Annotated in this window: 21 protein-coding genes and 11 pseudogenes; 15 read left to right on the top strand and 17 right to left on the bottom strand. The window is 48.8% G+C overall.

Going from position 1 to position 26,229, the window contains the following annotated elements; all coding sequences use genetic code 11:
• Nucleotides 1–193: 193 nt before the first annotated feature.
• Nucleotides 194–1,258, top strand: coding sequence for an MBL fold metallo-hydrolase (locus DCX48_02970; GenBank protein QXE13556.1), 1,065 nt, complete (start codon nucleotides 194–196; stop codon nucleotides 1,256–1,258).
• A gap of 426 nt (nucleotides 1,259–1,684) precedes the next feature.
• Here DCX48_02970 and DCX48_02965 read toward each other — a convergent pair.
• The 3 genes and pseudogenes from DCX48_02965 to DCX48_02955 form a co-directional block, all read right to left on the bottom strand.
• Nucleotides 1,685–1,945: pseudogene (locus tag DCX48_02965) on the bottom strand (DUF1311 domain-containing protein).
• A gap of 86 nt (nucleotides 1,946–2,031) precedes the next feature.
• Nucleotides 2,032–2,430: a DUF1311 domain-containing protein gene (locus tag DCX48_02960; GenBank protein QXE13555.1), complete on the bottom strand. Its 399-nt coding sequence runs from the start codon at nucleotides 2,428–2,430 to the stop codon at nucleotides 2,032–2,034.
• 10 nt (nucleotides 2,431–2,440) lie between these two features.
• Nucleotides 2,441–2,812 (bottom strand): annotated as a pseudogene (locus DCX48_02955) (hypothetical protein).
• Between the two features lie 4 nt (nucleotides 2,813–2,816).
• On the opposite strand from DCX48_02955, the pseudogene DCX48_02950 reads away from it, so the two are divergent.
• Nucleotides 2,817–3,279 (top strand): annotated as a pseudogene (locus DCX48_02950) (IS66 family transposase).
• On the opposite strand, the pseudogene DCX48_02945 reads toward DCX48_02950, so the two are convergent.
• A pseudogene (locus DCX48_02945) lies at nucleotides 3,271–3,453 on the bottom strand (IS110 family transposase). The pseudogenes DCX48_02950 and DCX48_02945 overlap by 9 nt on opposite strands.
• On the opposite strand from DCX48_02945, the pseudogene DCX48_02940 reads away from it, so the two are divergent.
• From DCX48_02940 to DCX48_02930, 3 genes and pseudogenes are all read left to right on the top strand, one after another.
• Nucleotides 3,433–3,684, top strand: a pseudogene (locus tag DCX48_02940) (integrase). The pseudogenes DCX48_02945 and DCX48_02940 sit on opposite strands and share 21 nt — an antisense overlap.
• Before the next feature lie 9 nt (nucleotides 3,685–3,693).
• A pseudogene (locus tag DCX48_02935) lies at nucleotides 3,694–4,530 on the top strand (hypothetical protein).
• A gap of 2 nt (nucleotides 4,531–4,532) precedes the next feature.
• On the top strand, nucleotides 4,533–6,803 hold the full coding sequence (locus tag DCX48_02930; protein QXE13554.1) for a DNA helicase UvrD: 2,271 nt from the start codon (nucleotides 4,533–4,535) through the stop codon (nucleotides 6,801–6,803).
• Here the strand turns inward: DCX48_02930 and DCX48_02925 are convergent.
• The 5 genes and pseudogenes from DCX48_02925 to DCX48_02905 form a co-directional block, all read right to left on the bottom strand.
• Complete coding sequence (locus tag DCX48_02925) at nucleotides 6,789–6,971, bottom strand: hypothetical protein (GenBank protein ID QXE13553.1); 183 nt, start codon at nucleotides 6,969–6,971, stop codon at nucleotides 6,789–6,791. The two genes, DCX48_02930 and DCX48_02925, sit on opposite strands and share 15 nt — an antisense overlap.
• Before the next feature lie 53 nt (nucleotides 6,972–7,024).
• Entirely contained in the window at nucleotides 7,025–7,372 is a 348-nt protein-coding gene (locus DCX48_02920; protein QXE13552.1) for a hypothetical protein, read from the bottom strand.
• A 179-nt stretch (nucleotides 7,373–7,551) separates the two neighbouring features.
• Nucleotides 7,552–8,601 (bottom strand): annotated as a pseudogene (locus DCX48_02915) (DUF4102 domain-containing protein).
• 165 nt (nucleotides 8,602–8,766) lie between these two features.
• Entirely contained in the window at nucleotides 8,767–9,858 is a 1,092-nt protein-coding gene (gene ychF, locus DCX48_02910) for a redox-regulated ATPase YchF (protein QXE13551.1), read from the bottom strand.
• A 129-nt stretch (nucleotides 9,859–9,987) separates the two neighbouring features.
• The gene (locus DCX48_02905; GenBank protein QXE13550.1) at nucleotides 9,988–10,575 is read right to left on the bottom strand and encodes an aminoacyl-tRNA hydrolase; all 588 of its coding nucleotides are present in this window, start codon (nucleotides 10,573–10,575) and stop codon (nucleotides 9,988–9,990) included.
• 312 nt (nucleotides 10,576–10,887) lie between these two features.
• Here DCX48_02905 and ychH point away from each other — a divergent pair, with 312 nt between their 5' ends.
• Nucleotides 10,888–11,157: a stress response protein YchH gene (gene ychH, locus DCX48_02900; protein ID QXE13549.1), complete on the top strand. Its 270-nt coding sequence runs from the start codon at nucleotides 10,888–10,890 to the stop codon at nucleotides 11,155–11,157.
• Between the two features lie 163 nt (nucleotides 11,158–11,320).
• On the opposite strand, the gene DCX48_02895 is transcribed toward ychH, so the two are convergent.
• The 3 genes from DCX48_02895 to lolB all read right to left on the bottom strand — a co-directional run bounded on the left by DCX48_02895 (nucleotide 11,321) and on the right by lolB (nucleotide 13,904).
• Nucleotides 11,321–12,268 (bottom strand): ribose-phosphate pyrophosphokinase, encoded by a 948-nt coding sequence (locus tag DCX48_02895; protein ID QXE13548.1) that lies wholly within the window; start codon nucleotides 12,266–12,268, stop codon nucleotides 11,321–11,323.
• Nucleotides 12,269–12,405: 137 nt separating this feature from the next.
• The gene (locus DCX48_02890; GenBank protein QXE13547.1) at nucleotides 12,406–13,278 is read right to left on the bottom strand and encodes a 4-(cytidine 5'-diphospho)-2-C-methyl-D-erythritol kinase; all 873 of its coding nucleotides are present in this window, start codon (nucleotides 13,276–13,278) and stop codon (nucleotides 12,406–12,408) included.
• A 2-nt stretch (nucleotides 13,279–13,280) separates the two neighbouring features.
• Nucleotides 13,281–13,904, bottom strand: coding sequence for a lipoprotein localization protein LolB (gene lolB, locus DCX48_02885; GenBank protein ID QXE13546.1), 624 nt, complete (start codon nucleotides 13,902–13,904; stop codon nucleotides 13,281–13,283).
• 230 nt (nucleotides 13,905–14,134) lie between these two features.
• Between lolB and DCX48_02880 the strand changes: the two genes are divergently transcribed.
• The 6 genes from DCX48_02880 to kdsA are packed head-to-tail and all read left to right on the top strand — an operon-like array spanning nucleotide 14,135 to nucleotide 19,482.
• Nucleotides 14,135–15,391, top strand: a complete 1,257-nt coding sequence (locus DCX48_02880) for a glutamyl-tRNA reductase (protein ID QXE13545.1) — start codon at nucleotides 14,135–14,137, stop codon at nucleotides 15,389–15,391.
• Between the two features lie 33 nt (nucleotides 15,392–15,424).
• A complete protein-coding gene (prfA, locus tag DCX48_02875; GenBank protein ID QXE13544.1) occupies nucleotides 15,425–16,507 on the top strand; it encodes a peptide chain release factor 1 in 1,083 nt (360 codons plus the stop codon).
• Nucleotides 16,507–17,352 (top strand): peptide chain release factor N(5)-glutamine methyltransferase, encoded by an 846-nt coding sequence (gene prmC, locus DCX48_02870; protein QXE13543.1) that lies wholly within the window; start codon nucleotides 16,507–16,509, stop codon nucleotides 17,350–17,352. Before prfA ends, prmC begins: the two co-directional genes overlap by 1 nt.
• Before the next feature lie 5 nt (nucleotides 17,353–17,357).
• Complete coding sequence (locus DCX48_02865) at nucleotides 17,358–17,759, top strand: siroheme synthase (GenBank protein ID QXE13542.1); 402 nt, start codon at nucleotides 17,358–17,360, stop codon at nucleotides 17,757–17,759.
• 2 nt (nucleotides 17,760–17,761) lie between these two features.
• On the top strand, nucleotides 17,762–18,571 hold the full coding sequence (locus DCX48_02860; GenBank protein ID QXE13541.1) for a tetratricopeptide repeat-containing protein: 810 nt from the start codon (nucleotides 17,762–17,764) through the stop codon (nucleotides 18,569–18,571).
• A 56-nt stretch (nucleotides 18,572–18,627) separates the two neighbouring features.
• The gene (gene kdsA / locus DCX48_02855) at nucleotides 18,628–19,482 is read left to right on the top strand and encodes a 3-deoxy-8-phosphooctulonate synthase (protein ID QXE13540.1); all 855 of its coding nucleotides are present in this window, start codon (nucleotides 18,628–18,630) and stop codon (nucleotides 19,480–19,482) included.
• A 130-nt stretch (nucleotides 19,483–19,612) separates the two neighbouring features.
• Here the strand turns inward: kdsA and DCX48_02850 are convergent.
• Together DCX48_02850 and DCX48_02845 are read right to left on the bottom strand one after the other, a co-directional pair.
• A pseudogene (locus DCX48_02850) lies at nucleotides 19,613–20,017 on the bottom strand (IS4 family transposase).
• 34 nt (nucleotides 20,018–20,051) lie between these two features.
• A pseudogene (locus DCX48_02845) lies at nucleotides 20,052–20,285 on the bottom strand (hypothetical protein).
• A gap of 358 nt (nucleotides 20,286–20,643) precedes the next feature.
• Here DCX48_02845 and DCX48_02840 point away from each other — a divergent pair.
• Together DCX48_02840 and DCX48_02835 are read left to right on the top strand one after the other, a co-directional pair.
• Complete coding sequence (locus DCX48_02840) at nucleotides 20,644–21,165, top strand: DUF4189 domain-containing protein (GenBank protein ID QXE13539.1); 522 nt, start codon at nucleotides 20,644–20,646, stop codon at nucleotides 21,163–21,165.
• A complete protein-coding gene (locus tag DCX48_02835) occupies nucleotides 21,162–21,911 on the top strand; it encodes a hypothetical protein (protein ID QXE13538.1) in 750 nt (249 codons plus the stop codon). The genes DCX48_02840 and DCX48_02835 overlap by 4 nt, the downstream gene beginning before the upstream one ends.
• A 39-nt stretch (nucleotides 21,912–21,950) precedes the next feature.
• Here the strand turns inward: DCX48_02835 and DCX48_02830 are convergent.
• The 3 genes and pseudogenes from DCX48_02830 to DCX48_02820 all read right to left on the bottom strand — a co-directional run bounded on the left by DCX48_02830 (nucleotide 21,951) and on the right by DCX48_02820 (nucleotide 24,109).
• A pseudogene (locus DCX48_02830) lies at nucleotides 21,951–22,403 on the bottom strand (transposase).
• Nucleotides 22,404–22,409: 6 nt separating this feature from the next.
• Nucleotides 22,410–23,028: pseudogene (locus DCX48_02825) on the bottom strand (hypothetical protein).
• A 127-nt stretch (nucleotides 23,029–23,155) separates the two neighbouring features.
• On the bottom strand, nucleotides 23,156–24,109 hold the full coding sequence (locus tag DCX48_02820; GenBank protein QXE13537.1) for a DUF1471 domain-containing protein: 954 nt from the start codon (nucleotides 24,107–24,109) through the stop codon (nucleotides 23,156–23,158).
• 582 nt (nucleotides 24,110–24,691) lie between these two features.
• Between DCX48_02820 and pntA the strand changes: the two genes are divergently transcribed.
• On the top strand, nucleotides 24,692–26,221 hold the full coding sequence (pntA, locus tag DCX48_02815; GenBank protein QXE13536.1) for a Re/Si-specific NAD(P)(+) transhydrogenase subunit alpha: 1,530 nt from the start codon (nucleotides 24,692–24,694) through the stop codon (nucleotides 26,219–26,221).
• The last annotated feature ends 8 nt before the right edge of the window (nucleotides 26,222–26,229 follow it).

Here is a 26,229-nt window from a genome sequence, read left to right as displayed (position 1 = left end):
TTTCATCAGAAACCAGAGCGAAGGTGAGCGCCTTCGCTTTTTTTGCACCAAAAACCCCCCGGTTCTCCCTTGCCAGGTTCTCAGCGTTCGTGCATAACTGCCGAAGCTGGAGATACGATGCCTGAAATCATTATTACGAACTCGTACTCGCTACAAAACAATATTCATCACGAAACGACACTGGATAAACTCTATGCTTTTGTTACTCGTTTTGGCTGTGATTGCAGTCGCCGTTTACGGCTGGTTAAAACAGCCGCAATACGTTTCACCAGAGGTAAAACCTCAACCGGAAAACCCACTCTTTCGCGATGGCGCGTTTCATAACCCGGTAGCCCGCCCGACGGTAGATAGCCAGAACCGGTTCGGGTTGCTGTACCGCTTTCTTTTCGAGAAAGACGCTGGCGCGTTACCCGATACCCACCTGCTGTCGGAAAAGACCGATCTGCATCAGTTAAGTAAAACGGATAACGTCATCATCTGGATGGGGCATTCCAGCTACTTTATTCAATTGGATGGGAAAACCTTCCTGCTGGATCCGGTATTTAGTGACAACGCCTCGCCGGTGCCGCGTACTAATATCGCCTTCAAAGGCAGCAATGTGTATTCACCGGAAGACATTCCAGAAATCGACTATCTGTTGATCACTCACGATCACTGGGATCATCTGGATTACCCTACGTTGAACGCGCTACGTGGAAAAATCCGTCGTATTGTCACGCCGACCGGTGTGGGTTCCTATTTTGTAAAATGGGGCTTCCCTCGGAAAGATATTACGGAAGGTGACTGGTTCAGCAGCTTGAAAGAGAACGGGGTGGAAATTCACGTGCTGCCGACGCAGCATTTTTCCGGTCGACTCCTCAAGCATAACCAAACGCTGTGGGGCTCATTTGCGCTGATAACGGCGCAGCATCGCCTGTATCTCGGTGGTGACAGCGGCTATGGTGCGCACTACAAAGAGATCGCCGAGCGTTTGGGTGGATTCGATATCGCGATACTGGAATGCGGCCAATACGACAGTGACTGGCCCTACGTTCACATGACGCCGGAAGAGAGCGCACAGGCGGCGAGTGACTTGCACGCCAAAGCGGTGTTACCGAGCCACAACAGCAAATTTAAGCTGGCGCACCACCGCTGGAACGATCCATTGGAGCGCATTTCTCAAGCCAGCGAAAATCAGGGCTGGCGATTAATGACGCCCCGTATTGGTGAACGTGTACAGGTCGATAATCCGCAGCAGATTTTTAGTCAGTGGTGGTAATGAGTTGAACGAGAGTTAAACGCATTTATCAACATTTTTGCCGCGTGGCGAATGGATAGGGTATTCGCCATCAACTAAATGTTTTCTCACTCAGGCAGTTAATGAATGCCCGAAGTTTGGGGGACAGGTCGCGGCGGAAAGATCCCAACTGACGACGTTTGAGTCCTGAATCCGCAATACCTGCTCATTATCCGGTATGAACGGGAGCGATATGGTATCGACATTGGGGCCAGGATAAATCAGAGATCTGGACGTAGTTCAGTCGAGAGCGCGCAGCAAACTCTCCAAAGACATTGCCGCGTTTGTCGCTGCCGCATCGGTGGTCCCCCGATAGAGGTTCAGATGAATGATACGACTGTCGCCGACGGCAAGTTTGAGGGGGACCAGTAAACCGTTACCCAGATCGCCCCTTATCGTATCGACAGGCAGCCAGCCGCGCTGCGTATCAACGACAATGGCAACATACTGATCGCCTAACTGCTTCTGCGATCCATACATCTGCACAATCCGTTTTTTGGCAGCCGCGTACTCTTTATTTAGATCATCTTCCGCCAATTTTTTCTGCTGCACCATACACTGATAAAGTGCACCATCTGAAGGCTGTTTGGAGCAAATATCGTCAGCAAAAGCCGAAGTAATTCCACCTAGTGCCAATATCGTTACTACCAATCCATCAGCCAACTTCATAAAAAATCCTGTGCCAAAATTTATTGATTCAGGGGCAGCTGACGGCAGCAAAATCACTTGCTGCCGTCATTCATTCCGGCCTGTTATTACTGATAAGGGATCAGTTTTAACTGCTCAATACGCTGCTTATCGATATCGCTAATACAGTTATTGGTCAGTGTGTCATGAGCTGTGGTCCCCTCTTCAGCGAGGAAAGCCTGCATTTTGCACTGACTATCACGGTATTTTAGCCAGCCACGCTGCGAATCCACCAGGTTCTGCTGATACTCTTTTTGCAGCTTATCATCCGCTTTGTAAGTCGTTGTGATACGACCCTTGGCTTCGCTCCAAGCTTTATTTAATGCCTGTTCAGTGGCCTCTTTGCCCTGTTTGGCACAACTGTCAACTTCTGCACTTGCACTAGGATTTGCACAATCAGCGGCCCAAAGCGAAGTGCTGACACTCATGCCAGCAAGCATTGCGGCAGCGATTAAAATTTTCTTCATAACACGCCCTTTAACGGTTTTTCTTCAAGTAACCAACCCGGTTACGTCCTTTTTCATAACTCATCATAGTAGTACTGTGTTCGATATAATAAATGAGTGTATCCACATCATTTGTCATGCCAGCTTTCATCGGTACTTCACCTTTGGTGAATCCCTGGTAGACAAAGTCGACCAGAAGATCGCTAATCGCCGATTTTAAACTATCCCATTGAGTACGCTCAGCATATTTCCCAGTCCACTGGTCATAGTTGTTACGGGCTCTCTGAATATAATCTGGATAGATCAGCTTAAAAAGCCGTATCTGCTGCTGATGACTGATGGTGCCAGCACTGTTGCGATTATGGATAACAAACTGGTTAGCCTGTTCACCTCTTTTGCCTGCAAACGCGCTGTACGAAGACGGCCACATCACGGAGGCGGCCTGCATGGCGCACGCCCGGAGAAAAATCCACGACGTTCACGTTCGTACCCCGACCGACATTACCACCGAAGCGCTGAAGCGCATCGGTGAGCGGTACGCCATCGAGGCGGAAATACGTGGCAGCCCGGCAGATGAACGACTGGCGATCCGGAAAGAGAAAACTATCCAGCTGATGCAGTCACTGTACGACTGGATACAGGTGCAGATGACGCTCGGATACAGCGAAGGCGTTCTCGTACCTGCTGAAGCAGTGGGATGCACTCAACCTGTACTGCGGCAACGGCTGGGCCGAAATAGATAACAACATCTCGGAGAACGCCCTGCGGGGCGTTGCCCAGGGCCGTAAAAACTGGCTGTTTGCCAGTTCAGACAGCGGCGGTGAGCGGGCCGCGGTGCTTTACTCCCTTATTGGCACCTGCCAGCTTAACGGCAATAGCGATCTTGCCTTTCACCTTCGGGTGTAACTTGGTAAGCCAGATATCAAGCGCTTCCGGCGTATGTTTAATCACTTGGAATATGCGCTCACTGTTTTTAAAGTGAACGCAGACATCGTGCTTTTTATCCGCCCAGCCCAGACCAACATGAATAGCCAGACGGCTAATGCCGCTTTAAAAAGAATTGGCTACGGTGGTAAGTTAGTTGCGCATGGTCTAAGGATCGTTGCCAGTACTGCATTAAATGAGGCTGAATTCAATAGCGATGCTATTGAAGTTTCTTTAGCACATGCCGATAAAAATGAAGTAAGAAGAGCTTACAACCGCTCCATCTATCCCGATATCAGAACAGTGATGATGGACTGGTGGGGAAATTTTGTGACTAAGAACTCTATATAAGGAGATCAAATGCTGCGTGACATGGTCGATGTTACGGATGATAAAAATCTAACACAAGGCACAATTTTCAATTGTGCCTATTGCGCTTCGTACCCCAACAATGAAACGTTAGGTTTAGTTATAACCGCAAGATGTGACATAGTTAATAAAGATAAGGTTGATTTTTATAATTTCATACCGGCAATTCCATTTGAAATTTGAAATTTGAAATTTGAAATTTGAAATTTGAAATTTGAAATTTGAAATTTGGAAAGAGAAAGGGCTGTTACCTCTTATAAAAAAACAAGTTTTTAAAAATTTAGAACAGCAATATTCAGTGTTGCTAACTACAGCAAGTTTTTCATCAGCTAATATTGAAACCTATGGCTTTGATAGGATTTATGATATTATCGTTGAAAAAAATTGCTTAACCAGAAACAGATAACCCGCCTAAATAGTGTAAAAGAAAAAATAAATTGCCTAGAGCAAAACTCTTCTTATTCACAGTTATTAAGTTATTTTCATGATGAAGCAAGAAAAATAATTTGTGACATTATTGAAAATAAAAACCCCGACTATTTTTTCATTGATGACGTTCTTGGCTATAATTCAGTATTAGTGAACTTAAGAGAAATTTATGAATTTAATCTTCTTACAGCAAAAAAAATCCCTAATGGAATAGAGCTTGATAATGGCGAATTACATCCTGGTCTAAATTTAAATATCTCCAATAAATTTTGTAGTATTGTAGGTCAATTGAAATCACCGTTTATAGAATTATTAATGCAACGTTTCACAAATAACTTTGTTAGAGTAGGTGTAGCTAATCACCGCTCGGCATTATTAACCAATATCATGAGCGTATAAATATGAGTTTCATAGCCATTGAAAGTAATGCAGCACGAAAAATCGTTTCTGAAAGAATGCTTCAGTCAGCAGATTATGATAAAGGTCAGATACTTGCTGATTTATTGAAAGACAGAAAAATACTTGATTTCAGCCTCGAAGTTAAAGCTGTCTCTATCAATACTGGTATATATATATTAAGCAAAAACCCAAATAAAAAGAATATGTTAATATTCGACACAACGACCTTTGATGGTTTTAAAAAAAACAGTAATGAAATTATCACGATAATTCAGAAATCTTGCAGGCTGGCGATAAAATTGTGGGATAAGATTGGGCATAGTCCATGTGAGAAAATAATTAGTGGTTCTTCTTTAATTGCTTTATTACCTCTTTCATTTACTACTGGAAAATCCTATAAAGTCATACTTGATAAATCTCCTGATAAGGAGCGACAAGAAAAAAGGAACGAAAGTAGTTTTTTAATATTTCATGACGGGTATGACACTACCGATGCGGTGCCAAAATTAGCTAATTTCCGCAAAGCTAAAGAAGGGATACATGATATTGATACGCTTTCTCTGTTTAAAATACCCGACATAGAAGAGGAGAATGTCACTACATATCTGAACATAAATGAAACTGATAATACCAATACTCAATCAAACCCACATATGGGGTTAGATTATTGGGAAAAAAATCTTACTGAAAGTCAAAAAAGATTTGTTTATAGCGAAAGCTATGGGCCGGATATTCTTAAAGGGGCAGCAGGAACAGGAAAAACTTTAAGTTTAATATTGAGATGTGTAGTTCAGCTTCAAAATTCAAAAAAAACAGACAATCTGCTACGAGCTATTTTTATAACCCACAGCATAGCAACTAAGACTAATATAGAAAACCTTATAGCATCTAATGGTGGCTCTGAATTTATTGACTCAGAACATCAGCAGTCTGTTGAAGTGACAACTTTACAGGAATGGTGTATCAAAAATTTAGGTAACAGAATAGAAGCAACAGAGTATCTTGATAGCGATGCTTTTGAATCTAAGCAGTTACAGCTCTTATATATAAACGAAGCTCTTGAAGATTTTTTGATAAATGATTACGCAGGATCTGTCAACTTTATTTCCCCCGCACTTAAAGATTTTTTCGGAAACAATGATCCATGGGGGATTTCTATTTTGCTTCAAGAGGAGATCTCTACATACATTAAAGGGCGTGCTGGTGATGATCTTAAAACTTACGCCGCTCTTCCTCGTAGTAAAAATGTCATACCATTAGAAAATGAGGATGACTTTAAAACTATCTTCTCAATTTATAATAAATATCAAGATAAACTTATCACTTTAGGTTTGTTTGATAGTGATGATATAACCCTATCCGCTCTTAAAGAAACCTCGACTCCAATTTGGAAGCGCAGAAGAATAAATGGCGGTTTTGATATCATGTATATCGATGAAACTCATCTTTTTAATATTAATGAGTTGAGTTTATTCCACAACCTTCTTAAACCAAATTCAAACCATATTGTATTCACAATGGATCGAAGCCAAGCTTCTGGGGACACGACTATAACTAAAGAAGATGTTGCAAAAGAGCTTGATGCAACTCTAGCACATGAGCATGGTTTAAATGCTGTTTTCCGCTCATCGGAGCATATTATAAACTTAGCAAGCTGTGTGTTAGCTTCAGGTGCTACCTTATTCCAAGAGTTAGAAAATCCTTTAGCTGAGTCAATGACAGGCCACACGTCCCTTATTGAGGAAAAATGCGACATTCCTTATATTATAAGCAAACAAAGATCATCAGAAGTTTATAGATCCACATTTGCTTTGGCTGATTATATATCGCAAAATTCTGGCATTAAACGAAGTGACATTTTAATAGTTCCGTGCACCGATAGCACATTGAAAGATCTTAAAAATCATGCAAATAAACATGATATAAACCATATTTCTATAGAAAGGCGCGGGGATAATCTTGCTGTATTTAAAGCTTCGGAAAAAAACTTATATGTAATCGGAGGTATGGAATACATCGGAGGGTTAGAGTTTTCCGCAGTGATAATTGTAGGCGCTGACTCAGACAAATTCCCTGAGCAATCAACTTATAATGGAGAATCACTCCATTTCATCAATTACTCTTCTTTCAATAAATTATATGTTGCGATTACAAGAGCTAAATATCAAGTAGCTTTCGTAACTGAAAAAACACAAAAAATTAGCCCCTTGCTTGAAACAGCCTTTAGAGAAGGGCTCGTCATACAGAATGATGAACTTTCAAACATCATATAATATCAACGCTGTGCGTGAGAAATGTTTACTCTTAGCGCGCAATGCTATCTCCGCCACGCCTGCCCGCTTCATGGGTGGGGTTTTATGCAGGTGCATGAGCACCCCCGAGCCGCGCCGGCTCTGGGGTGTTGAGGTGTGAAAAATACGGGGTTTTACATGCAAAACCATGCACCGTAATGCATGGTTTAATTGAATTAAATCGCGGTATTTTATGGCTGATTTTAAGTGGGTTTTTGCTGACTCAGTTCTGCCTGCCGGTGCGCGTAAACACGGTTCTGTACCGGGGTATATTTCTGCTGATTATCTACCCGTGAAGCCGTATCAGGCCTGAATCCGATGGCCGTTAAAATGTCGTTATTTTCAGCCGAATAATTGATTTCATTACTTGTCGCCAGATAGCCCCGCAGTGCTTCACCGATGTAATGTGTCGCCCGCCGTATCGCCAGCTCTCTCACTGCCGCAGTACCCATTAATTCCGGTGCCAGCGTATTGACCAGTGCCGCCCCGTTCTGCTCGCCAGAGTCTTTCTCATACTGACCTTGACTACTGGATACATGGTATCGGCTCATGGATATGCCCTGTGTTATTAGAGGAATGGAAAAACAGAGGGATTATAACGCTGGATAAGTAGAGCAAACAATATTTGTAAAATCAGATAGTTACTAAAGTATAGGTTAAAATGTAGTTTTTATATTATGGTGGGAAATAATCGTTAGTAATCAGTGTTAACGCACCAATGCATCATCGTTTACGAAACATCAGCACTGCTGCGAGTGCTGCTTACCCATCCATCAAGCTTATCAGCCCAATCCTGCATCATCACTTTGCGTTCATCAAGATAAGTCGCGTGGTTATACGTGCGACGAATATTGTTGGTATCAGCGTGCGCAAGCTGAGCCTCGATAGCATCAGGTCGATAGCCCATCTCGTTTAAACGGGTACTTCCTGTGGTTCGGGTTGCATGTGGGCTATAAGTGCCACTCCAGCCGAGGCTTTTAAGTAGCTGACGCAGAGAGTGCGATGTCATTGGACCCAGCGGATTATCTCTGCCCGGGAAAAGGTGCTGCCGATGCCCGATTAATCCCTGTAGTGTTCTGAGCATTTTGACAGCTTGGAAGGGTAGGGGAATAACGTGTTCTCTTCGGGCTTTCATTCGCGTAGCCGGAATGGTCCACAGGGCGTTATCAAGATCGAATTCTGTCCATTCTGCTTCGGTGGCTTCTGCAGGACGCGCCAATGTCCACCACATAAGCCACATGCAATAGTTAACCTGGTACGAGCCACGACTATTGTCAAAACAGCTTAATAACTTTCCGATTTGCTGAGGATTTAGTGCCTGTTTGTGCTGTGTCTTATTGGCCGGAAGGGCCTTACGCACAGGCCATACGGGATCGCTATCAGCTCTAAGCGTCGCGACTGCCAACTCAAAAACTGATGAAATGGTGCGACGGGCTTCAGCGGCAACTGTTGGCGCTCCTCGTTTAGCGGTTTCCTGAAGAATTTTAAGTATATGGTGTGGAGTGATCTCTCTGACTGGGAGCTTACCGATTGCGGGAAAAACCACACGTTCAAGCATATCCAGTCGCCGCGTTTTGGTGATTTCGGCCCAGTCTTTCATCTGTAACCACTCTTTGGCGATAAGCTCAAAGGTGTTGGAGGCGTAGTTGACCTTGCGGATTTTATCTAGTTGCCTAGCCTGTGCCGGGTTGACTCCCTCTGCAACTTGCTTACGCGCTTGATTGCATTTCTCCCGCGCCTCGGCAAGTTTTACCGCTGAGTACTCACCCAACGCGAACATGAAGATGGAAATTGATTGTACTCATCCTTGTACGCATTTTTGACTGCGCTGTCACGAGATGAGTTGAGACACTATGAAAAGGAAAATCCACGCAACTGCGTGGATTTTATGGGGTTTTTAGTCTTCATGCGATGCTTTGAGATACCATGAGACAACAGAAATCATTTAGACGTTAAACAGGAAGTTCATCACGTCGCCATCTTTTACGATGTAATCTTTGCCTTCCGAACGCATTTTTCCGGCTTCTTTCGCGCCTTGTTCACCTTTGTAAGTGATGAAGTCTTCATAGGCGATAGTTTGTGCGCGGATGAAGCCTTTTTCAAAGTCGGTGTGAATTTTACCTGCGGCCTGTGGGGCGGTGGCGCCGACAGGGATTGTCCATGCGCGAACTTCTTTCACGCCAGCGGTAAAGTAGGTTTGCAGGTTCAGCAGTTCATAGCCTGCGCGGATAACGCGGTTCAGACCCGGTTCTTCCAAACCTAACTCGGTCATGAATTCTTCACGATCGGCATCATCCATTTCTGCAATGTCTGATTCAACGGCGGCACAGACGGCTACGACGACAGAACCTTCAGCAACAGCGATTTCACGCACTTTATCGAGGTAAGGGTTATTCTCGAAACCGTCTTCGTTGACGTTGGCGATATACATCGTTGGCTTCAGCGTCAGGAAGCTCAGGTAGCGGATGGCTGCTTTATCATCATCGCTTAAATCCAGCGAGCGCAGCATGCCAGCGTTTTCCAACTGCGGTAAGCATTTCTCCAGTGCAGCCAGCTCAGCTTTAGCATCTTTATCGCCGCCTTTAGCTCTCTTCTGCACTCGATGAATGGCACGTTCGCAGGTATCGAGATCAGACAGTGCTAATTCAGTATTGATGACTTCGATGTCATCAGCCGGATCAACTTTATTATTGACGTGGATGATGTTGTCGTTCTCGAAGCAGCGTACAACGTGGCCAATGGCTTCCGTTTCACGGATGTTGGTCAGAAACTGATTACCCAAACCTTCACCTTTGGACGCGCCTTTTACCAGACCAGCGATATCAACAAATTCCATGGTGGTAGGGAGGATGCGCTGCGGCTTAACGATTTCAGCCAGCTTGTCCAGACGTGGATCGGGCATCGGCACTACGCCGGTGTTCGGCTCGATGGTACAAAACGGGAAGTTGGCTGCTTCGATGCCGGCTTTGGTCAGCGCATTGAACAGAGTGGATTTACCGACGTTAGGCAGCCCAACGATACCGCATTTGAATCCCATGTTTATATCACCTTAAATAACTTATTAATCAGGCAATTACTTTATCTTGCCTGTCAGAATGGAAACATTTCGGCCGATTATACACGGAATGGTGATTTATCTCGATCTACCATCCGCATTCTGACCAGATTATGCCGCTTTGAAAGCATGTAAGCGATTCATCGCTTTTATCATGTCTTCTTTCATAAGAATTTCTGTGCAGCGCACGGCTTCGTCAATGGCCTCGTCGATCAGAGTCTGCTCGCTCATCGGTGGCTTACCCAACACAAAACCGGTCACTTTACTTTTATCACCCGGATGACCGATACCAATGCGCAAACGATGGAAGTTAGGGTTATTACCCAATTTACTGATGATGTCTTTAAGCCCGTTATGACCGCCGTGTCCGCCACCCAGTTTAAGTTTGGCAATCCCCGGTAATAAATCCAGTTCATCGTGTGCAACCAGAATTTCATCGGGCTGGATGCGGTAGAAGGTGGCCATTGCCGCGACGGCTTTTCCGCTTAGGTTCATGAACGTGGTGGGAACCAGCAGACGTACATCTTGCCCAGCCAGGTTCAGACGGGAGGTGTAACCGAAAAATTTGCTTTCTTCTTTTAGCGACTGGCGATAAGACTCAGCCAGACGATCGACAAACCAGGCACCCGCATTATGACGAGTGGCGGCATATTCCGCGCCAGGATTAGCCAGGCCGACAATTAATTTAATGCTGCTCACGGTATATTCCAGATTACGTGCTTAGACTTACGCAGGGTAGCGTGATTATGAGAACGCTAGTTTACACACCGCATGGTGGATAGCCAAATCGCGGTATTGGAATGTGAATACATTGTTATTTGTTTAGTGATGTGATTATTCATATTTTTGTCTATTTATTTGTTTAAACGTAAAAAAATATTAATCATTCCCTTTATCTGTGATCCCTCCCGCAATCATCCGACTGCGTTATTGTCTATAATTATATCAATATAAGGAAGCAACCTGTAATGGCACTCCGATTCATCCACAGAATTAATCTGGAGGTGGCAGATGAAACGCAAGAATGTGGCAGCATTGGGTAATGTGTTGATGGGGCTTGGTATGATTCTGATGATTGGTGGTATTGGCTTCTCCATCGCTAGTCAGTTTCCTAAGCTGAATGTCCCTGAATATATGACTTACATTGACTTGGTTGGTATCTTTTCTGGCGCAATATTTTGGTTGGTGGGGGCGCGTATTAGCGGGCGTGAAGAAGTCGCAGACCGTTATTGGTGGGTTAAACACTTTGATAAGCGTTGCCGCCGCCAGCGTCACCCATAAGCGTTAATGAAGTCGAATGAACATTAAACAGTAAAGCCGCTGTAGCCTCGCTATGGTGGCTTTTTGTTTTTTATAGCGACAACAACGGTAGAAATAAGAAAGCCACCTTGTTACAGGTGGCTCCATCATTATCGTTTGTGATCGGTTACCCGGTCAGAAGCGATTAATGTTCAAACATCGCAGAAATAGATTCTTCGTTGCTGATACGACGAATCGCTTCGGCCAACATACCTGACAGCGTCAACGTACGAACATTCGGCAGTGAACGAATGTTTTCCGCTAGCGGGATGGTATCGCAGACAATCACTTCATCAATTACAGAGTTCTTGATGTTCTCGTAAGCATTGCCTGAGAAGATCGGGTGTGTAGCATAAGCGAATACACGTTTAGCACCACGTTCTTTCAGCGCTTCCGCCGCTTTGCACAGCGTACCGCCCGTGTCGATCATATCGTCAACTAGCACACAGTCACGGCCAGCGACGTCACCGATGATGTGCATCACCTGAGAAACGTTGGCACGTGGACGGCGCTTGTCGATGATCGCCATGTCGGTATCGTTCAACAGTTTAGCGATTGCGCGAGCACGCACAACGCCACCGATATCAGGAGAAACCACGATTGGGTTTTCCAGATTCTGTTGCAACATATCTTCCAGCAGGATCGGGCTACCGAATACGTTATCTACCGGCACGTCGAAGAAACCCTGAATCTGCTCAGCATGCAGATCAACGGTCAGAACACGGTCAACACCCACGCTGGACAGGAAGTCAGCAACGACTTTCGCGGTAATTGGCACACGTGCGGAACGCACGCGACGATCCTGACGGGCATAGCCGAAGTAGGGGATAACAGCGGTAATACGTCCCGCAGAAGCGCGACGCAGAGCATCTACCATCACAACCAGTTCCATCAGGTTGTCATTGGTGGGTGCACAGGTGGACTGGATGATGAAAATATCACCACCGCGTACATTTTCATTGATTTGCACGCTGACTTCGCCATCACTAAAACGACCAACAGCGGCGTCGCCAAGGCTAGTGTACAAACGGTTGGCAATACGTTGTGCTAGTTCCGGGATGGCGTTACCAGCAAAAAGCTTCATATCAGGCACGAGAAGAACCTCAGGCTTGCGTCCAGAGAAATATTGTACCTGCCAAGCAGCGAAGAGCAACAGGAACAATATGCATACGGGTGTATGAATTAAGTTTGCTACAGACTGGCCGCACGGCAGCCGGTGTGTAGCAAAACCTAACGTTGCCCAGAAAGTCTACGTTGTAGCGGAGAGACGTTAACGCCTCGTGCTACGAAACCGTTTAACCATTCCGGGGCCTGGTCAAGCACCTGACGGGCTGCGAACTCGGTGTCAAACTCTGCAAACACACAAGCCCCCGTTCCAGTCAGGCGCGCCGGGGCATATTCTAGCAGCCATGAAAGTAGCTGTTCAACCTCACGAAAACGTTTTCTTGCGATAGCTTCACAATCATTGACGAAGGTCTGGTTTAATAAAGTTTCTAAATCACGAACTGGCGAATTACGCGTCAGTTCAGGATCGCCGAAAATCAACGGTGTGGCAATGCTAATGCTAGGGTGTGCCACCAGATACCATTTTTCTGGCGGATTCGCCGGTGTTAGCTGTTCGCCAATGCCTTCTGCGAAGGCAGCATACCCACGGATAAACACAGGAACATCCGCACCCAGTTGCAGTCCCAATTCGGCCAACGTATCAACGTTTAGACCACTTTGCCACAAATGATTAAGGGCGACCAACACGGTGGCCGCATTGGATGAACCGCCGCCCAATCCACCGCCCATTGGTAGGCACTTTTCGATATGAATGTTTGCACCAAACTGTGCAGGGCGAATATTACGGCGTTCGCAGTGCTGCTGTAATAAGCGTGCGGCGCGGATGATCAAGTTTTGCTCGTTCTCTACACCGTCTATGGGGGTAAGCAGGTTAATCTGGTCATCATTACGCGGTCGAATTGTCAGCGTGTCGCCGTAATCCAGAAACTGAAATAGCGTTTGCAGCAGGTGATACCCGTCCTGCCTCTGACCTGTAATATAAAGAAACAGATTCAGTTTGGCGGGAGCAGGCCATGTTTCGATAACCGTCGGTTGCATCGCTATTTAACCATCCAGTTATTCATCTTCAGCTTAATTCGCTGTTCGCCCTGAACCAATTCCAGACTGGTTGGAAGCGGGGGCGTCAACTCGGTGTTGTAGCTCTGATAGCTGACATCCCAGTTTTGATTGCCCTGACGATAGGTGATGGTTTTTAGCAGATAGCGTTCATCCAATGTGAATTCGGTCGCATCACCCGGTATGCCGAGGATCCATTGACGCAGATTATTCAGCGGGATCGCCATGCCGGTCAGTTGCTGAATCATGTACTCGGCATCTTTACCTACGTAACGTTTGCCTTGATTGTCGGTGATTTGCACGCCGTCGGGCTGGGCGCGCAGTTCTAATTCGGTGCTGCCGAGCGGGTTGGTCAGCAACAGTCTATAACGCTGCGGAGGCGTGTCCTGCCAGAAAAAATTGGCTGATACTCTTTTGCTATCGGAGATATAGGCAAAAGCGCCGCGCGTTTGATATTGGGTGAGTTGCTGTACTTTTTGTTGATGTTTTTGCCACTCTGGCGAGGTTGGGCTTTTACCCGTTTGTGTTGGTTGATTAACGCTACAGGCGGCTAGCAATAGGCTGGCTAAAGGCAGTAAACGCAGGCATCGGACGGTTTTGGTTGGCATGTCGGTCGTATCCTGTAATGAAGAAGTCCGTGAAATACGTCACGCTAACGGGCTTACCGCTCAGCGTCAATGGTTGTTATTCGTTAATGGCGTTTATTGTTTTTTATCAAAAAGCGTATACCTCAGACGAGGTGTATCGCGTGCTGTCGCTTTTCTTGCACTCCTGCATCAAGTAGAATGCGACTCAAACGAAATCCATACTAAGATCGGTATTACTTAGAAACAGCCTAATGACCCTGCTTGCGCTTGGTATTAATCACAAAACCGCCCCCGTTTCTTTGCGTGAACGCGTTGTGTTCTCACAAGATAAACTCGGGGTGGCCCTCGATAGTCTGTTACAGCAACCGCTGGTGCAGGGCGGTGTTGTGCTGTCTACCTGCAATCGCACGGAACTCTACCTTAGCGTTGACGAACAGGAAAATCAGCGTGAGCAGTTGATTCGCTGGCTGTGCGAATATCATCAATTGCGCCCGGAAGAAGTCAACAGCAGCCTATATTGGCATCAGGGCAACGCTGCTGTTAGCCATCTCATGCGCGTTGCCAGTGGTCTGGATTCTCTGGTGTTAGGCGAACCGCAAATTTTAGGGCAGGTGAAGAAGGCGTTTGCCGAATCACAGCGTGGCCATTCCTTGTCCAGCGAACTGGAGCGGTTGTTCCAGAAATCCTTTACCGTCGCCAAGCGTGTTCGTACAGAAACGGATATCGGTGCCAGCGCGGTGTCGGTGGCGTTTGCTGCTTGTACGCTGGCGCGACAGATTTTTGAATCACTGGCCGATGTCACTGTGCTGCTGGTCGGTGCTGGAGAAACCATTGAACTGGTCGCTCGCTATCTTCGAGATCACAACGTTCAGAAAATGGTGATCGCGAACCGAACCCGTGAACGCGCACAGGCATTGGCAACAGAAGTGGGCGCAGAAGTCATCACCTTGGCTGAGTTGGACGAACAGCTCGTTCATGCTGATATCGTGATCAGTTCAACGGCAAGCACGCTGCCGATTATCGGAAAAGGGATGATGGAACGGACGCTGAAGGCGAGACGGAATCAGCCTATGCTGATGGTAGATATTGCGGTTCCACGTGATATTGAGCCAGAAGTGGGCAAATTGCCGAACGTTTATCTCTACAGTGTGGACGATCTGCATGCGATTATTCAGCATAATCTTGCGCAGCGCAAAGCGGCGGCGGTGCAGGCTGAATCTATCGTGCAGCAGGAAAGCTCCGATTTCATGGCGTGGCTGCGTGCGCAGTCCGCGGTGGAAACGATTCGCGATTATCGCGCTCAGGCCGATGAGCTGCGTGCGGAAATGACGGCCAAAGCGCTGGCTGCCATTCAGCAAGGCAATGACGTTGAGGCGGTGATTCAGGAATTGACACACCGTTTAACTAATCGTCTGATTCACGCGCCGACCAAATCCCTTCAGCAAGCCGCTCGTGACGGCGACCAAAACCGGTTACAAATTTTACGTGACAGCCTTGGGCTGGACTAGCATTCATCTCTATTACAGGATTTAACCGCCCGCATGAAGCCTTCTATTGTTGCTAAACTGGAAGCGTTACAAGAACGCCACGAAGAAGTCCAGGCGTTACTCGGTGAGCCCAGCGTCATCGCTGACATGGATCGCTTTCGCGCGTTGTCGCGAGAATATGCACAGCTCACTGATATTACCCGCTGTTTCCAGCAATGGCAGCAGGCGCAAGAGGATCAGCAGACCGCAGAAATGATGCTGGACGATCCAGAAATGCGCGATATGGCGCAGGAAGAACTGAAAGAGGGTAAAGCGGCGATTGAAGCACTGGAGCAGGAGCTTCAGGTGCTGTTGTTGCCGAAAGACCCCGACGATGAACGCGGCTGTTTTCTGGAAGTGCGTGCCGGAACGGGTGGGGACGAAGCCGCGATTTTTGCTGGCGACCTGTTCCGCATGTACAGCCGTTATGCTGAATCACGCCGCTGGCGCGTGGAAGTTATGAGTGCCAGCGATGGTGAACATGGCGGTTATAAAGAAGTGATTGCCAAAATCTCCGGTGACGGTGTGTACGGCCAGCTCAAGTTTGAATCCGGCGGTCATCGCGTACAGCGCGTTCCTGCTACTGAATCTCAGGGGCGAATTCATACATCGGCCTGTACGGTCGCTGTCATGGCGGCAGTGCCGGAAGCGGAACTGCCGGACATCAACCCTTCGGATTTACGCATCGATACCTTCCGCTCTTCTGGCGCGGGCGGTCAGCACGTTAACACCACCGACTCCGCCATTCGTATTACCCACTTGCCAACCGGTATTGTTGTGGAATGTCAGGACGAACGTTCACAGCACAAGAACAAAGCTAAAGCGTTGTCAGTGTTGGGCGCGCGTATTCGTGCGGCAGAAATCCATAAACGTCAGCAGGAAGAAGCGTCAACACGCCGTAACCTGCTTGGCAGTGGCGATCGTTCCGACCGTATCCGCACCTACAATTTCCCACAGGGAAGGGTGACCGATCACCGTATTAACCTGACGCTTTACCGACTGGATGAAGTCATGGAAGGGAAACTGGACGCGCTGATTCAGCCAGTAGTACAGGAATATCAGGCCGATCAGCTTGCTGCGTTGTCCGAGCAGGAATAATGACGTATCAGGATTGGTTAATCTCTGCGACGGAGCAACTCGCAGCGGGTGAAAGCCCGAAGCGAGATGCGGAAATTCTGTTGGGCTTTGTGACCGGCAAGTCTCGCACGTTCTTGCTAGCGTTTGGTGAAACCGAGTTGAGCGCGGCTGAACAGCAGCCGTTAACTGAACTGTTGGCGCGCCGTGAACAGGGAGAACCTATCGCTTATTTGATCGGCGTGCGCGAGTTCTGGTCACTGCCGCTGGCCGTCTCGCCCGCCACGCTGATTCCCCGTCCCGATACCGAATGCTTGGTCGAGCAAGCGTTGTTGCGCCTGCCTCAAACGCCGTGTTCCGTGCTGGATTTGGGCACTGGAACCGGCGCGATCGCGCTGGCGTTGGCCAGCGAGCGACGTGATTGCCGGGTGATTGGTGTTGACCTTCAACCGGACGCGGTTGCGTTAGCGACAAAAAATGCCCAGCAATTGAAGCTCGACAACGCCCGTTTTTTGCCTGGAAGCTGGTATTCACCGCTCGAACACATGCGCTTTGCGCTTATCGTCAGTAATCCTCCGTATATCGATGTTGATGATGTGCATCTGGCGCAGGGGGATGTTCGCTTTGAACCTGCCAGCGCACTGATTGCTGCCGACAACGGGTTGGCGGATTTACGCGCCATTATTGAATCCGCCCCGCATTATTTAGATGCCGGTGGGTGGCTGCTGTTGGAACACGGCTGGCAGCAGGGGGACGCCGTGCGTCGACTGTTGCAGGTACGAGGATTTACACAGATAGAAACTTATCAGGATTATGGTGGCAATGACCGTGTGTCGTTAGGGCGCTGGTTGGATACCATCAATTATTAGGAGCAATGGACGTGATAACTCTTTACCCAGCCACGATATATCTTCATCTGGCAACGGTTGGCATCAGTATTTCCCTGTTTGTCATCCGTTTTTTCTGGCTATGTCGGCAATCGGCTTTACTGCAACAGCGCTGGGTTAAAATTCTGCCGCATATTAACGATACCTTGTTATTGATCAGCGGTATTGGTTTAATCATTCTGAGTCACACTTATCCGTTTACGCCCGAGCAAAGCTGGCTGACGGAAAAACTGTTTGGCGTTATCATTTATATCCTTCTTGGCGCTATTGCCTTGGGGAAACGCCCCCGTAGCCAGAAAGTTCGCTGGCTGGCGTTTGTATCTGCTTTACTATGCTTTGGTGTGGTTGTGCTGCTGGCACTGACCCAGTCACCGTTGCTGATGGAATAATTATGAGTGCTATTGCTGATTTTGAATTCAACCAGTCACTGCTAAGTGATGGTGTCGTGTTGGTTTCACAGGCTATTCGCCGCGACTTTCCCGCTCAGGATGTGCGGCAAAATCTGCAACAGCTGGTTGAGAGCGCCCGAGCCGTTATTCCTGACGGCCTTGAGCAAGATCTTCAGCTTGAAAAACTGATTGAGCTGTTTTATCACACCTGGGGATTCGGCGGTGCCGGCGGTGTTTATCGCCTGTCTGATGCACTATGGCTGGATCAGGTGCTGGAATCTCGCCAGGGCATGCCCGTGTCGCTTGGCATTATCTTCCTGCATATCGCAAACGAACTCGGCCTGCCGCTGATGCCGGTGATTTTCCCGACGCAGTTGATTTTGCGTGCTGACTGGCTCGATGAAGAGATGTGGCTGATCAATCCGCTCAATGGCGATACGCTGAGTGAGCATGTGCTGGAAGTCTGGCTGAAAGGTAACATCGGTCCTTCAACCCGTTTGTTGGATGAAGATCTGGATGAAGCAGAAAATGTCATGATCGTGCGTAAAATGCTCGATACGTTGAAAGTTGCTCTGATGGAAGAAAAACAGATGGAACTGGCGTTGAGAGCCAGTGAAGCTGTGCTGCAATTTGACCCGGACGATCCGTATGAAATTCGCGATCGCGGCCTGATTTATGCTCAACTGGATTGCGACCATATCGCGCTGTCCGATCTCAACTATTTCGTTGAACAGTGCCCGGAAGATCCAGTGAGTGAAATGATAAAAGTACAGATTCACTCGATAGAGCAAAAACAGATTGTCTTGCATTAAGAAACCGTTTTGCAGTAATGCAGCGTTAATTTATTTCCCGACATGAAGGTAAAAGTATGACGAATAAAGTGGTCAAGATAGGGGATATCCCCGTTGCCAACGACTTGCCTTTTGTGCTGTTTGGCGGCATGAATGTTCTTGAATCACGCGATCTGGCGATGCGCATTTGTGAGCATTACGTCACGGTCACGCAGAAGTTGGGCATTCCTTACGTGTTCAAGGCGTCATTCGATAAGGCTAACCGTTCTTCGATTCACTCTTACCGTGGTCCTGGTCTGGAAGAAGGGATGAAAATCTTCCAAGAATTGAAACAGACCTTTGGCGTAAAAATTATCACTGACGTACATGACTCGCATCAGGCGCAGCCCGTTGCTGATGTGGTTGATGTGATCCAGCTTCCTGCGTTTTTAGCACGCCAAACCGATCTGGTGGAAGCGATGGCGAAAACCGGTGCGGTGATCAACGTTAAAAAACCGCAGTTCGTCAGCCCTGGTCAAATGGGTAACATCGTCGATAAGTTTATCGAAGGTGGCAACGATCAGATTATTCTGTGCGATCGCGGCAGCAATTTCGGTTACGACAATCTGGTTGTTGATATGTTGGGCTTCAATGTCATGAAGCACGCTTCCAACGGCTCACCCGTGATTTTTGACGTTACGCATGCGTTACAGTGCCGCGACCCGTTTGGTGCGGCGTCCGGTGGCCGTCGCGGGCAGGTAACCGAGCTGGCGCGTGCTGGCATGGCAGTCGGTCTGGCGGGGCTATTTATTGAAGCTCACCCCGATCCAGCTAACGCGAAGTGTGATGGTCCGTCCGCGCTGCCGCTGGATAAACTGGAGCCGTTCCTGCAACAGATCAAAGCGATTGACGATCTAGTGAAAAGCTTCCCAGAACTGGATACCAGTAACTAATCTTAATCACTGTAGATTGATTGCTGACGTAAAAAACGTAGGGAACGTTTTTCAACGTCGCTTGCGACGGCCCGCAGTGTGGCGGGCAGGAAGCTCGCCATAAAAAAACCGCGATATCGCGTAATGCCAGTCAGTTAAGCTTGGCTGCATTTTTTCTCCGTGCCGTTGCATACTTTTGGGGCCTTTCCTTCACTATTCGGGGGAAAGCTCTTTCTCTGCGCGGCGGAAGCTTCACCATCTGCGCTATGCTCGCCACATCTTTGACCAACTCCGGGATCCTGCTCGGTGATGCCCCTTCCAGCGTCCAGAGTAGCTTCATTACCCATGCCGTCGATTCCCTGAAGCTCAGTTGATTTGGCCACATTCCTTTTAGCATCGCCGCCATCTTAATCATCTAATAACGCACTATATTATATGCCAGCAGTACGCCCCACAGTTCCTGTCGCACCATGTCCGATTTTTTACTTCTCAGCGTCAGCCTGCTGTCCTGAAGTCCCTGTTTTATTTCCCGGTAGCCCAGTTCTATTTCCCACCGTGGGGAGCCTAGAGAATTCGGAAAAAATCGTATGCTAAGGTTTTCCGAGCTGTCGTAGCGGCCTGAATTTGCCGTCTTCAAGCTTGCGGCTCTGCCGCCAGACGTAATCGTCGGTCAGGTTGATGTGCTCCCAACCTAACGGCGACAGGTACTGATACAGGTCGGTATTCACCGGATTTCCGGCGTCAACCAGTCCTTGGGTAGCCCGCTCCAGGTAGACCGTGTTCCACAGCACGATGGCGGCGGTCACCAGGTTCAATCCGCTTGCCCCAGCTCGCGATGGGAGCAATCGAAGCGATCCCGGTTCCGCCGGACGATGCTGCAGGCTCCAACGCTCAGAGCCGTGCTTCGTTTATCGCCTTGCTAGGTGTGGCCGGCCCGCCGATGGCCGCAGCGTTTTTTGGGGCACGATGGGGCAGTTCATGAGCTATGCGCAGGTCAATGGGGGAGGTTCCGTGAACCGTCCGGGGCCGCAGGGGCAGCCGCCTGGGTCTTGGAGTGGGGCAGCACCGCCTGCGGCTTCGACTGTCAACGCTGCCCATTCGAATCTCGGAGGGTACCGGTCCAGCGCTCAAGTGCCCCCCTGAGAGAGTGAGGTCCTATCAAGGCGACCCTGGAGTACGCTCATGAAATGCATCAACTTGGCAGGTGCGTTGCTCGCTCTTTCTTGCTTCAGCATAGACGTCCATGCCGAAGGAAACTGCCCGCCAGGTTCCTACCCGATTGGCGGAGGTGCCACAGCAGGATGCGCTCCTATTCCCGGTGGGGGCAACGCGGGCGGGGGCGGCTGGCAGTATGAACCGAGTCCTCCGGCGCCCATATGGGAAGACCGCTGGGGTGCGATCGCAGGCGACAAGCCAAAAGGTATTCTTGGTTTCTCGACCTGGCTCCCAAGTGAACCTGCCGCACAACATGCAGCGTTGGCTGACTGTGCGACAAAGGGCGGCGAGCACTGCAAGATCGAGAACTCCTATAAGAATGGCTGCACAGCAATGATCGTCGGTGAATGGGGTTACAACATCGCGTCTAGAGCGACCGTGGATGAAGCGATTGCATCGGGCATCCAAAAGTGTAAAGATAGCGACAGGAGTTGCGTGGTTTTGTACAGCGCATGCAGTCCGTATCCGTTAGCTGAAGGATTCAAATGAGAACAAGTAATTTTTTTGGCGCATTGTTCGGAGCCGCCAGTTCGACCGCAACTGGACCGGCCCATCTCACTCGCTCGCTCGCACTTCGATCAACTTTGGTTCTTTCATTGGCTTGGGTGGCATGTTTCTCTGCAGCCAGCCTCGCCGCTCAACCAAGCATAGTGCGTGTGCAGACTGCCGGCTCGGCGCCAACGTCGGAGTCCCCACAGGGGCCGGGCAGCGTCCAGCCACTGACCAAAGATGACTTAAAGGGTCTGACTGCCGACGGGTCCAAACTGCTGGATGCCCAGATTGGCGATCTCACTGGCCAAGGCAACGCTGCAGCACTGGTCGTACTTGAGCGCCCTGCCAGCAGTGATCCGAGTGCACGGGAAGGCCCGTCGCGCACATTGTTGCTAGTGGCACGCGATGGACAAGGGCAGTTGAGAACGCTCGCCCAGAACGACAAGATCGTTCCGTGCGCCCGGTGCGGGGGCGCTGCGGGAGACCCCTATAGCTATTCACGTGTGGCTCCCGGGCGTTTCACTGTGGTCACGGAAGGCGGGTCCCGGGAACACTGGTGGAATGAATTTCACTTCAAGTACGCGCCCGAAATCAACGGCTGGGTCTTGCACGAGGCTGTGCGTGGCGTCAGCGACACAAAGACCGGCCGCAAGAAGCAGATCAATCTCTCAAGCCAAACTTTGGGAACCATCAAGTTGAACGGCTTCGACCCGTCTTCGCTGCCTCAAGTGAAACTGAAGTAGTCCTGCGTCACAAGCAACGATGCGCGGGGTTCCTGCAGATTAAGAGCAACCGCCACCGGAGAAAATCATGTCCAACGACCGACAAAATAAAGTTCTTTTAGGACGATCATAAGGACGTCTGTGGAACAAATGTGACTGGTGCCACTGCTTCATGGTTTGCAGCGGTGTCTTACTCTTCAAGACCGTCTGCGGCAACTGATGGTTGTAAAGCGCCGTGTAACGCATCAACGTCTGCTCCAGGTCTTCACTGTTGTTGAACCTGTGGGTCTTGAGCACATCCGCAATACGCCCGTTGAAGCGCTCCACCATCCCGTTGGTCTTGGGCGTTCTGGGTCGGGTCAGGCGGTGCTCGATGCTCAATTCCTTGCACAACTGATCAAACTCATGATTGCCGCTGGGCTCACGCTCGCGGCTGGCAAACAAGCGATCCGTGAACTCCTTGCCGTTGTCCATGAGCAGCTTGCTGATCTTGATCGGACAGGCCTTGTGCAAGGCTCCCCACCGGTAGCTGTACAGATCGGCTATTTCTTTACCCGGCCAGCGCATTGGATCCGTCATTGAGGTCAGGAAGCGGATTGTTTTTCCTTTGATTTCACGTTCAGTCATCCGTACTGCTATTTTTTCAGCCAGATGTGGCCATTTTTTCCGCGCCTGCGGTGTCGTTTTCAGGCGTATCAGGCGTGCGCCAGATGACACCATCGACAGCCAGCAGGGTCAGCCCGCCCCAGTGGGGATGGTTTGTTTGCCGGTTCCAGAGGTCAGCAGTCTGTTCAAAAACAAGCCTGACAGCCTCACTACCCAGACGCTGTCGCGCCTGTACCACTGCGCTGGGTGCGACGAAGGGACGGTTACCGGGGGGGAGGATATCCAGTCGGTTAACTATCTGATGTAGTGGTTCTTTTCTTTCAAGCGCTATACCAATAAGGCACCAGACCATCATGTCGGTAGTGAGTCTGCGTTTACGCAGCGTGACGGTCCCAGCTTCTTCAAGGCAGCGCGCGACAAGTTCGGGGTCGAGGACCTCAGCCAGGGTGGAGAGGGGATTACGCAGAGTGTCATACTGGGAAATAACGTTGAGAGCCTGAGATAGTTGCATAAAAAATCCGTAATCTTCCATGAAGACTACGGATTCTTACACAGCACTGGATCGATCAACTGATCCTTAACTGATCGGCATTACGCGATATCGCGGGTTTTTTGTCTTATAACAGCTCGCTGATTTCTACGACACTGTGCGATTGCTGTTATTTATAGAGATCGGCGCTAATCGTGAGGTTGTTGCCTTTACCTTCCCACTGTCTGGTGACGTGGTAGTATTTGGCCCCTTTCTCGCCTGCGCGTTTAGCCACTGCTTCAGACACCTGTGTCATATTGGTGTAGTTGCCGCGGAACTGAATGGAGTCGAAAGGTACCATCTGCGCCGCCGTGGCATTGTTTAGTTCTTGAATTTGTGTGCCATCAGACAACGTTACCGTGTAACGTCCACCTTTTGATGACTGCGTTTCAAAGAAGTTACCTACGTTACGGCTAGGGCTACCTGAGTTGGCGACACCTGGGATTTCTACCTTAGCAGCTTCCGCACCACCCGCAGCAAGCGCAGCGCGTCCCGCATCAGAATCTGCTGGAATCACGTCCGTACTCTGGGTTTGGCGCTTCGGTGCGTCGGCTTTATAAATATATGCAGTGACTTTTTGATTGGCGCTATTCGAGTTCACATCAACCTGACGGACGATATAGAATGAATCGGCGTTTTTCTCTTTTGCTGCTTTCGCAATCGCATCATTCACATCCGGCTGGCTACGGAAGAATCCACCAACGGTTACCGTGTCATAAGGTTCCAACCCGTAAGCGACATCTTTCGGCAGCTCTTTTACACCGTAGAACGTGCGGAATTGGGTATCCTGATTCGCCTTTGGCGCATCTTTGCGATATAGATCGACAGTAACATTCCAGTTACCGCTCGAATTAGCGTCATCCATAGCTTGCACATAGAACGACTGGGCACCCAATTTGTCGGCGCGTTTTGATGCCGCGGCTACCGCTTCATTGATTGCGTTGAAACGTCCTTTAAACGTAATCCGCTCAAAGGGTTGCAGGGATTCTGCCTGCTCAGGTGTAAGTTCCTGTGCAGCCTGCGCTGAAAATGCCGAGAGTGATAACAACAATGTAGATGCAATAACAGTAGTCTTCAGCTTCATAAAAAATCCTTTCGCCTTCCTGCAACTCGAATTATTTAAGGTATAGCAATCAACCTGTAACGGAATAGGGCTGATTATCGCACGGAATAAATTCTTGTGCTTTAGCATTTTCAGCGGTGCTGAAAAGCCGTGATACTTCGGCTGGGAACAAGAAAAGTGCTAATAATAACGGTTAATGATTGTTTTGACATCATAAGGGATATTTATGTGGCTTATCGCATTAACAACCTTGTAACACATCGTTTTTGTGAAACAGAACAGAAAAATACTTCTGTAATAATGCTACAAAAGACAGAGAAGAGCATGATTTTCGACCAAGAAAGGCTGATGGAACCTGTGATAACTCGGCTTTTCTGTGAAATTCATTTTATTTATGGATCATCGATCACATTTTCAGTACGTTATAAATGAGTTCGCCTACAGTGAGACGCCCCAGAAAAGCGTGTAGCAAGAAGATGATAAGACCCTCTTCCTACCGTGTGAATGCGGGGATTCAGAGTGCAGCAGGTCTCGGCGAATTCGTATAACAGAGTAGGGTGAGAATAATAACCTTCGTTAAAAATAAGCGAAAAGGGTATCAGCATGCGTATTGGTGTACCAAGAGAGCGGTTGACCAATGAAGCCCGTGTTGCAGCGACGCCGAAAACGGTTGAACAACTGCTGAAACTGGGCTTTACGGTCTCGATAGAACGTGAAGCGGGAAAACTGGCAAGTTTTGACGATGCGGCATATGAAGAAGTCGGTGCGTCAATTGTTGACAGTTCAGAAGTCTGGCAATCTGATATCGTCCTGAAGGTAAACGCGCCGCAGGATGATGAAATCGAACTGACCCGTGCGGGCAGTACGGTTGTCAGCTTTATCTGGCCAGCACAAAACCCAGAACTGCTGGAGAAGCTGGCTGCCCGTCAAGTGACGGTAATGGCAATGGATTCCGTGCCGCGTATTTCGCGAGCGCAGTCACTGGATGCGCTCAGCTCGATGGCTAACATCGCAGGCTATCGCGCTATCGTTGAGGCTGCTCACGAATTTGGCCGCTTCTTTACTGGGCAAATTACCGCAGCAGGTAAGGTTCCTCCTGCCAAAGTCATGATTATCGGCGCGGGTGTGGCAGGTTTGGCCGCGATCGGTGCTGCTGGCAGCCTAGGTGCTATCGTTCGTGCTTTTGACACCCGCCCTGAAGTAAAAGAGCAGGTTAAGAGTATGGGTGCCGAGTTCCTCGAACTCGACTTTGAAGAAGAAGCTGGCAGCGGCGACGGCTATGCCAAAGTCATGTCTGAAGCCTTTATCAAAGCGGAAATGGAACTGTTTGCCGCACAGGCGAAAGACGTCGACATTATCGTCACTACCGCACTGATCCCAGGGAAACCGGCTCCACGCCTGATCACCAAAGAGATGGTGCTGAGCATGAAGCCCGGCAGCGTGATCGTCGATTTGGCCGCGCAAACGGGCGGAAACTGCGAATTGACCGTTGCCGACCGCGTGACGGTGACGCAAAACGGCGTCAAAATTATCGGTTACACCGATTTACCCAGCCGTTTGCCGACACAATCCTCGCAGCTTTACGGCACGAACTTGGTTAACCTGCTGAAATTACTCTGCAAAGAGAAAAACGGCGAAATCGACGTCGATTTTGACGACACCGTGATTCGCGGTGTGACCGTTGTTAAAGAAGGCGAAATCACCTGGCCAGCTCCGCCGATTCAGGTTTCTGCTCAGCCACAGCAGGCGAAACCTGCCGCTGCGGCTGTGAAGGTAGAAGCCAAGCCAACATCACCGTGGAAGAAATATGCATTCCTTGTGATCGCTATTCTGCTGTTTGGCTGGCTGGCAAATGTCGCACCTAAAGAGTTCTTGTCCCACTTTACTGTTTTTGCGTTGTCCTGCGTGGTGGGCTATTACGTTGTCTGGAATGTCAGCCACGCGTTGCACACACCATTGATGTCAGTCACTAACGCGATATCAGGCATTATCGTTGTCGGAGCATTGTTGCAAATCGGTCACGGCGGATGGGTGTCATTCTTCTCATTCATTGCTGTATTGATTGCCAGCATCAATATTTTCGGTGGCTTCACCGTGACTCAGCGCATGCTGAAAATGTTCCGTAAAAACTAAGGGGTAAC

This window comes from Pectobacterium atrosepticum (genome assembly GCA_019056595.1).
GTDB classification, from domain to species: Bacteria; Pseudomonadota; Gammaproteobacteria; order Enterobacterales; family Enterobacteriaceae; genus Pectobacterium; species Pectobacterium atrosepticum.
This window is presented reverse-complemented; position numbering and strand designations above follow the sequence as displayed.

Excerpts from the sequence above, each read along its gene's own strand:
- DCX48_02970 (QXE13556.1), top strand. The coding sequence starts at position 194 with ATGCTTTTGTTACTCGTTTTGGCTGTGATTGCAGTCGCCGTTTACGGC.
- DCX48_02960 (QXE13555.1), bottom strand. The coding sequence starts at position 2,430 with ATGAAGAAAATTTTAATCGCTGCCGCAATGCTTGCTGGCATGAGTGTC.
- DCX48_02930 (QXE13554.1), top strand. The coding sequence starts at position 4,533 with ATGAGTTTCATAGCCATTGAAAGTAATGCAGCACGAAAAATCGTTTCT.
- DCX48_02925 (QXE13553.1), bottom strand. The coding sequence starts at position 6,971 with ATGGTTTTGCATGTAAAACCCCGTATTTTTCACACCTCAACACCCCAG.
- DCX48_02920 (QXE13552.1), bottom strand. The coding sequence starts at position 7,372 with ATGAGCCGATACCATGTATCCAGTAGTCAAGGTCAGTATGAGAAAGAC.
- ychF (QXE13551.1), bottom strand. The coding sequence starts at position 9,858 with ATGGGATTCAAATGCGGTATCGTTGGGCTGCCTAACGTCGGTAAATCC.
- ychH (QXE13549.1), top strand. The coding sequence starts at position 10,888 with ATGAAACGCAAGAATGTGGCAGCATTGGGTAATGTGTTGATGGGGCTT.
- DCX48_02890 (QXE13547.1), bottom strand. The coding sequence starts at position 13,278 with ATGCAACCGACGGTTATCGAAACATGGCCTGCTCCCGCCAAACTGAAT.
- lolB (QXE13546.1), bottom strand. The coding sequence starts at position 13,904 with ATGCCAACCAAAACCGTCCGATGCCTGCGTTTACTGCCTTTAGCCAGC.
- DCX48_02880 (QXE13545.1), top strand. The coding sequence starts at position 14,135 with ATGACCCTGCTTGCGCTTGGTATTAATCACAAAACCGCCCCCGTTTCT.
- prfA (QXE13544.1), top strand. The coding sequence starts at position 15,425 with ATGAAGCCTTCTATTGTTGCTAAACTGGAAGCGTTACAAGAACGCCAC.
- prmC (QXE13543.1), top strand. The coding sequence starts at position 16,507 with ATGACGTATCAGGATTGGTTAATCTCTGCGACGGAGCAACTCGCAGCG.
- DCX48_02865 (QXE13542.1), top strand. The coding sequence starts at position 17,358 with ATGGACGTGATAACTCTTTACCCAGCCACGATATATCTTCATCTGGCA.
- DCX48_02860 (QXE13541.1), top strand. The coding sequence starts at position 17,762 with ATGAGTGCTATTGCTGATTTTGAATTCAACCAGTCACTGCTAAGTGAT.
- kdsA (QXE13540.1), top strand. The coding sequence starts at position 18,628 with ATGACGAATAAAGTGGTCAAGATAGGGGATATCCCCGTTGCCAACGAC.
- DCX48_02840 (QXE13539.1), top strand. The coding sequence starts at position 20,644 with ATGAAATGCATCAACTTGGCAGGTGCGTTGCTCGCTCTTTCTTGCTTC.
- DCX48_02835 (QXE13538.1), top strand. The coding sequence starts at position 21,162 with ATGAGAACAAGTAATTTTTTTGGCGCATTGTTCGGAGCCGCCAGTTCG.
- DCX48_02820 (QXE13537.1), bottom strand. The coding sequence starts at position 24,109 with ATGAAGCTGAAGACTACTGTTATTGCATCTACATTGTTGTTATCACTC.
- pntA (QXE13536.1), top strand. The coding sequence starts at position 24,692 with ATGCGTATTGGTGTACCAAGAGAGCGGTTGACCAATGAAGCCCGTGTT.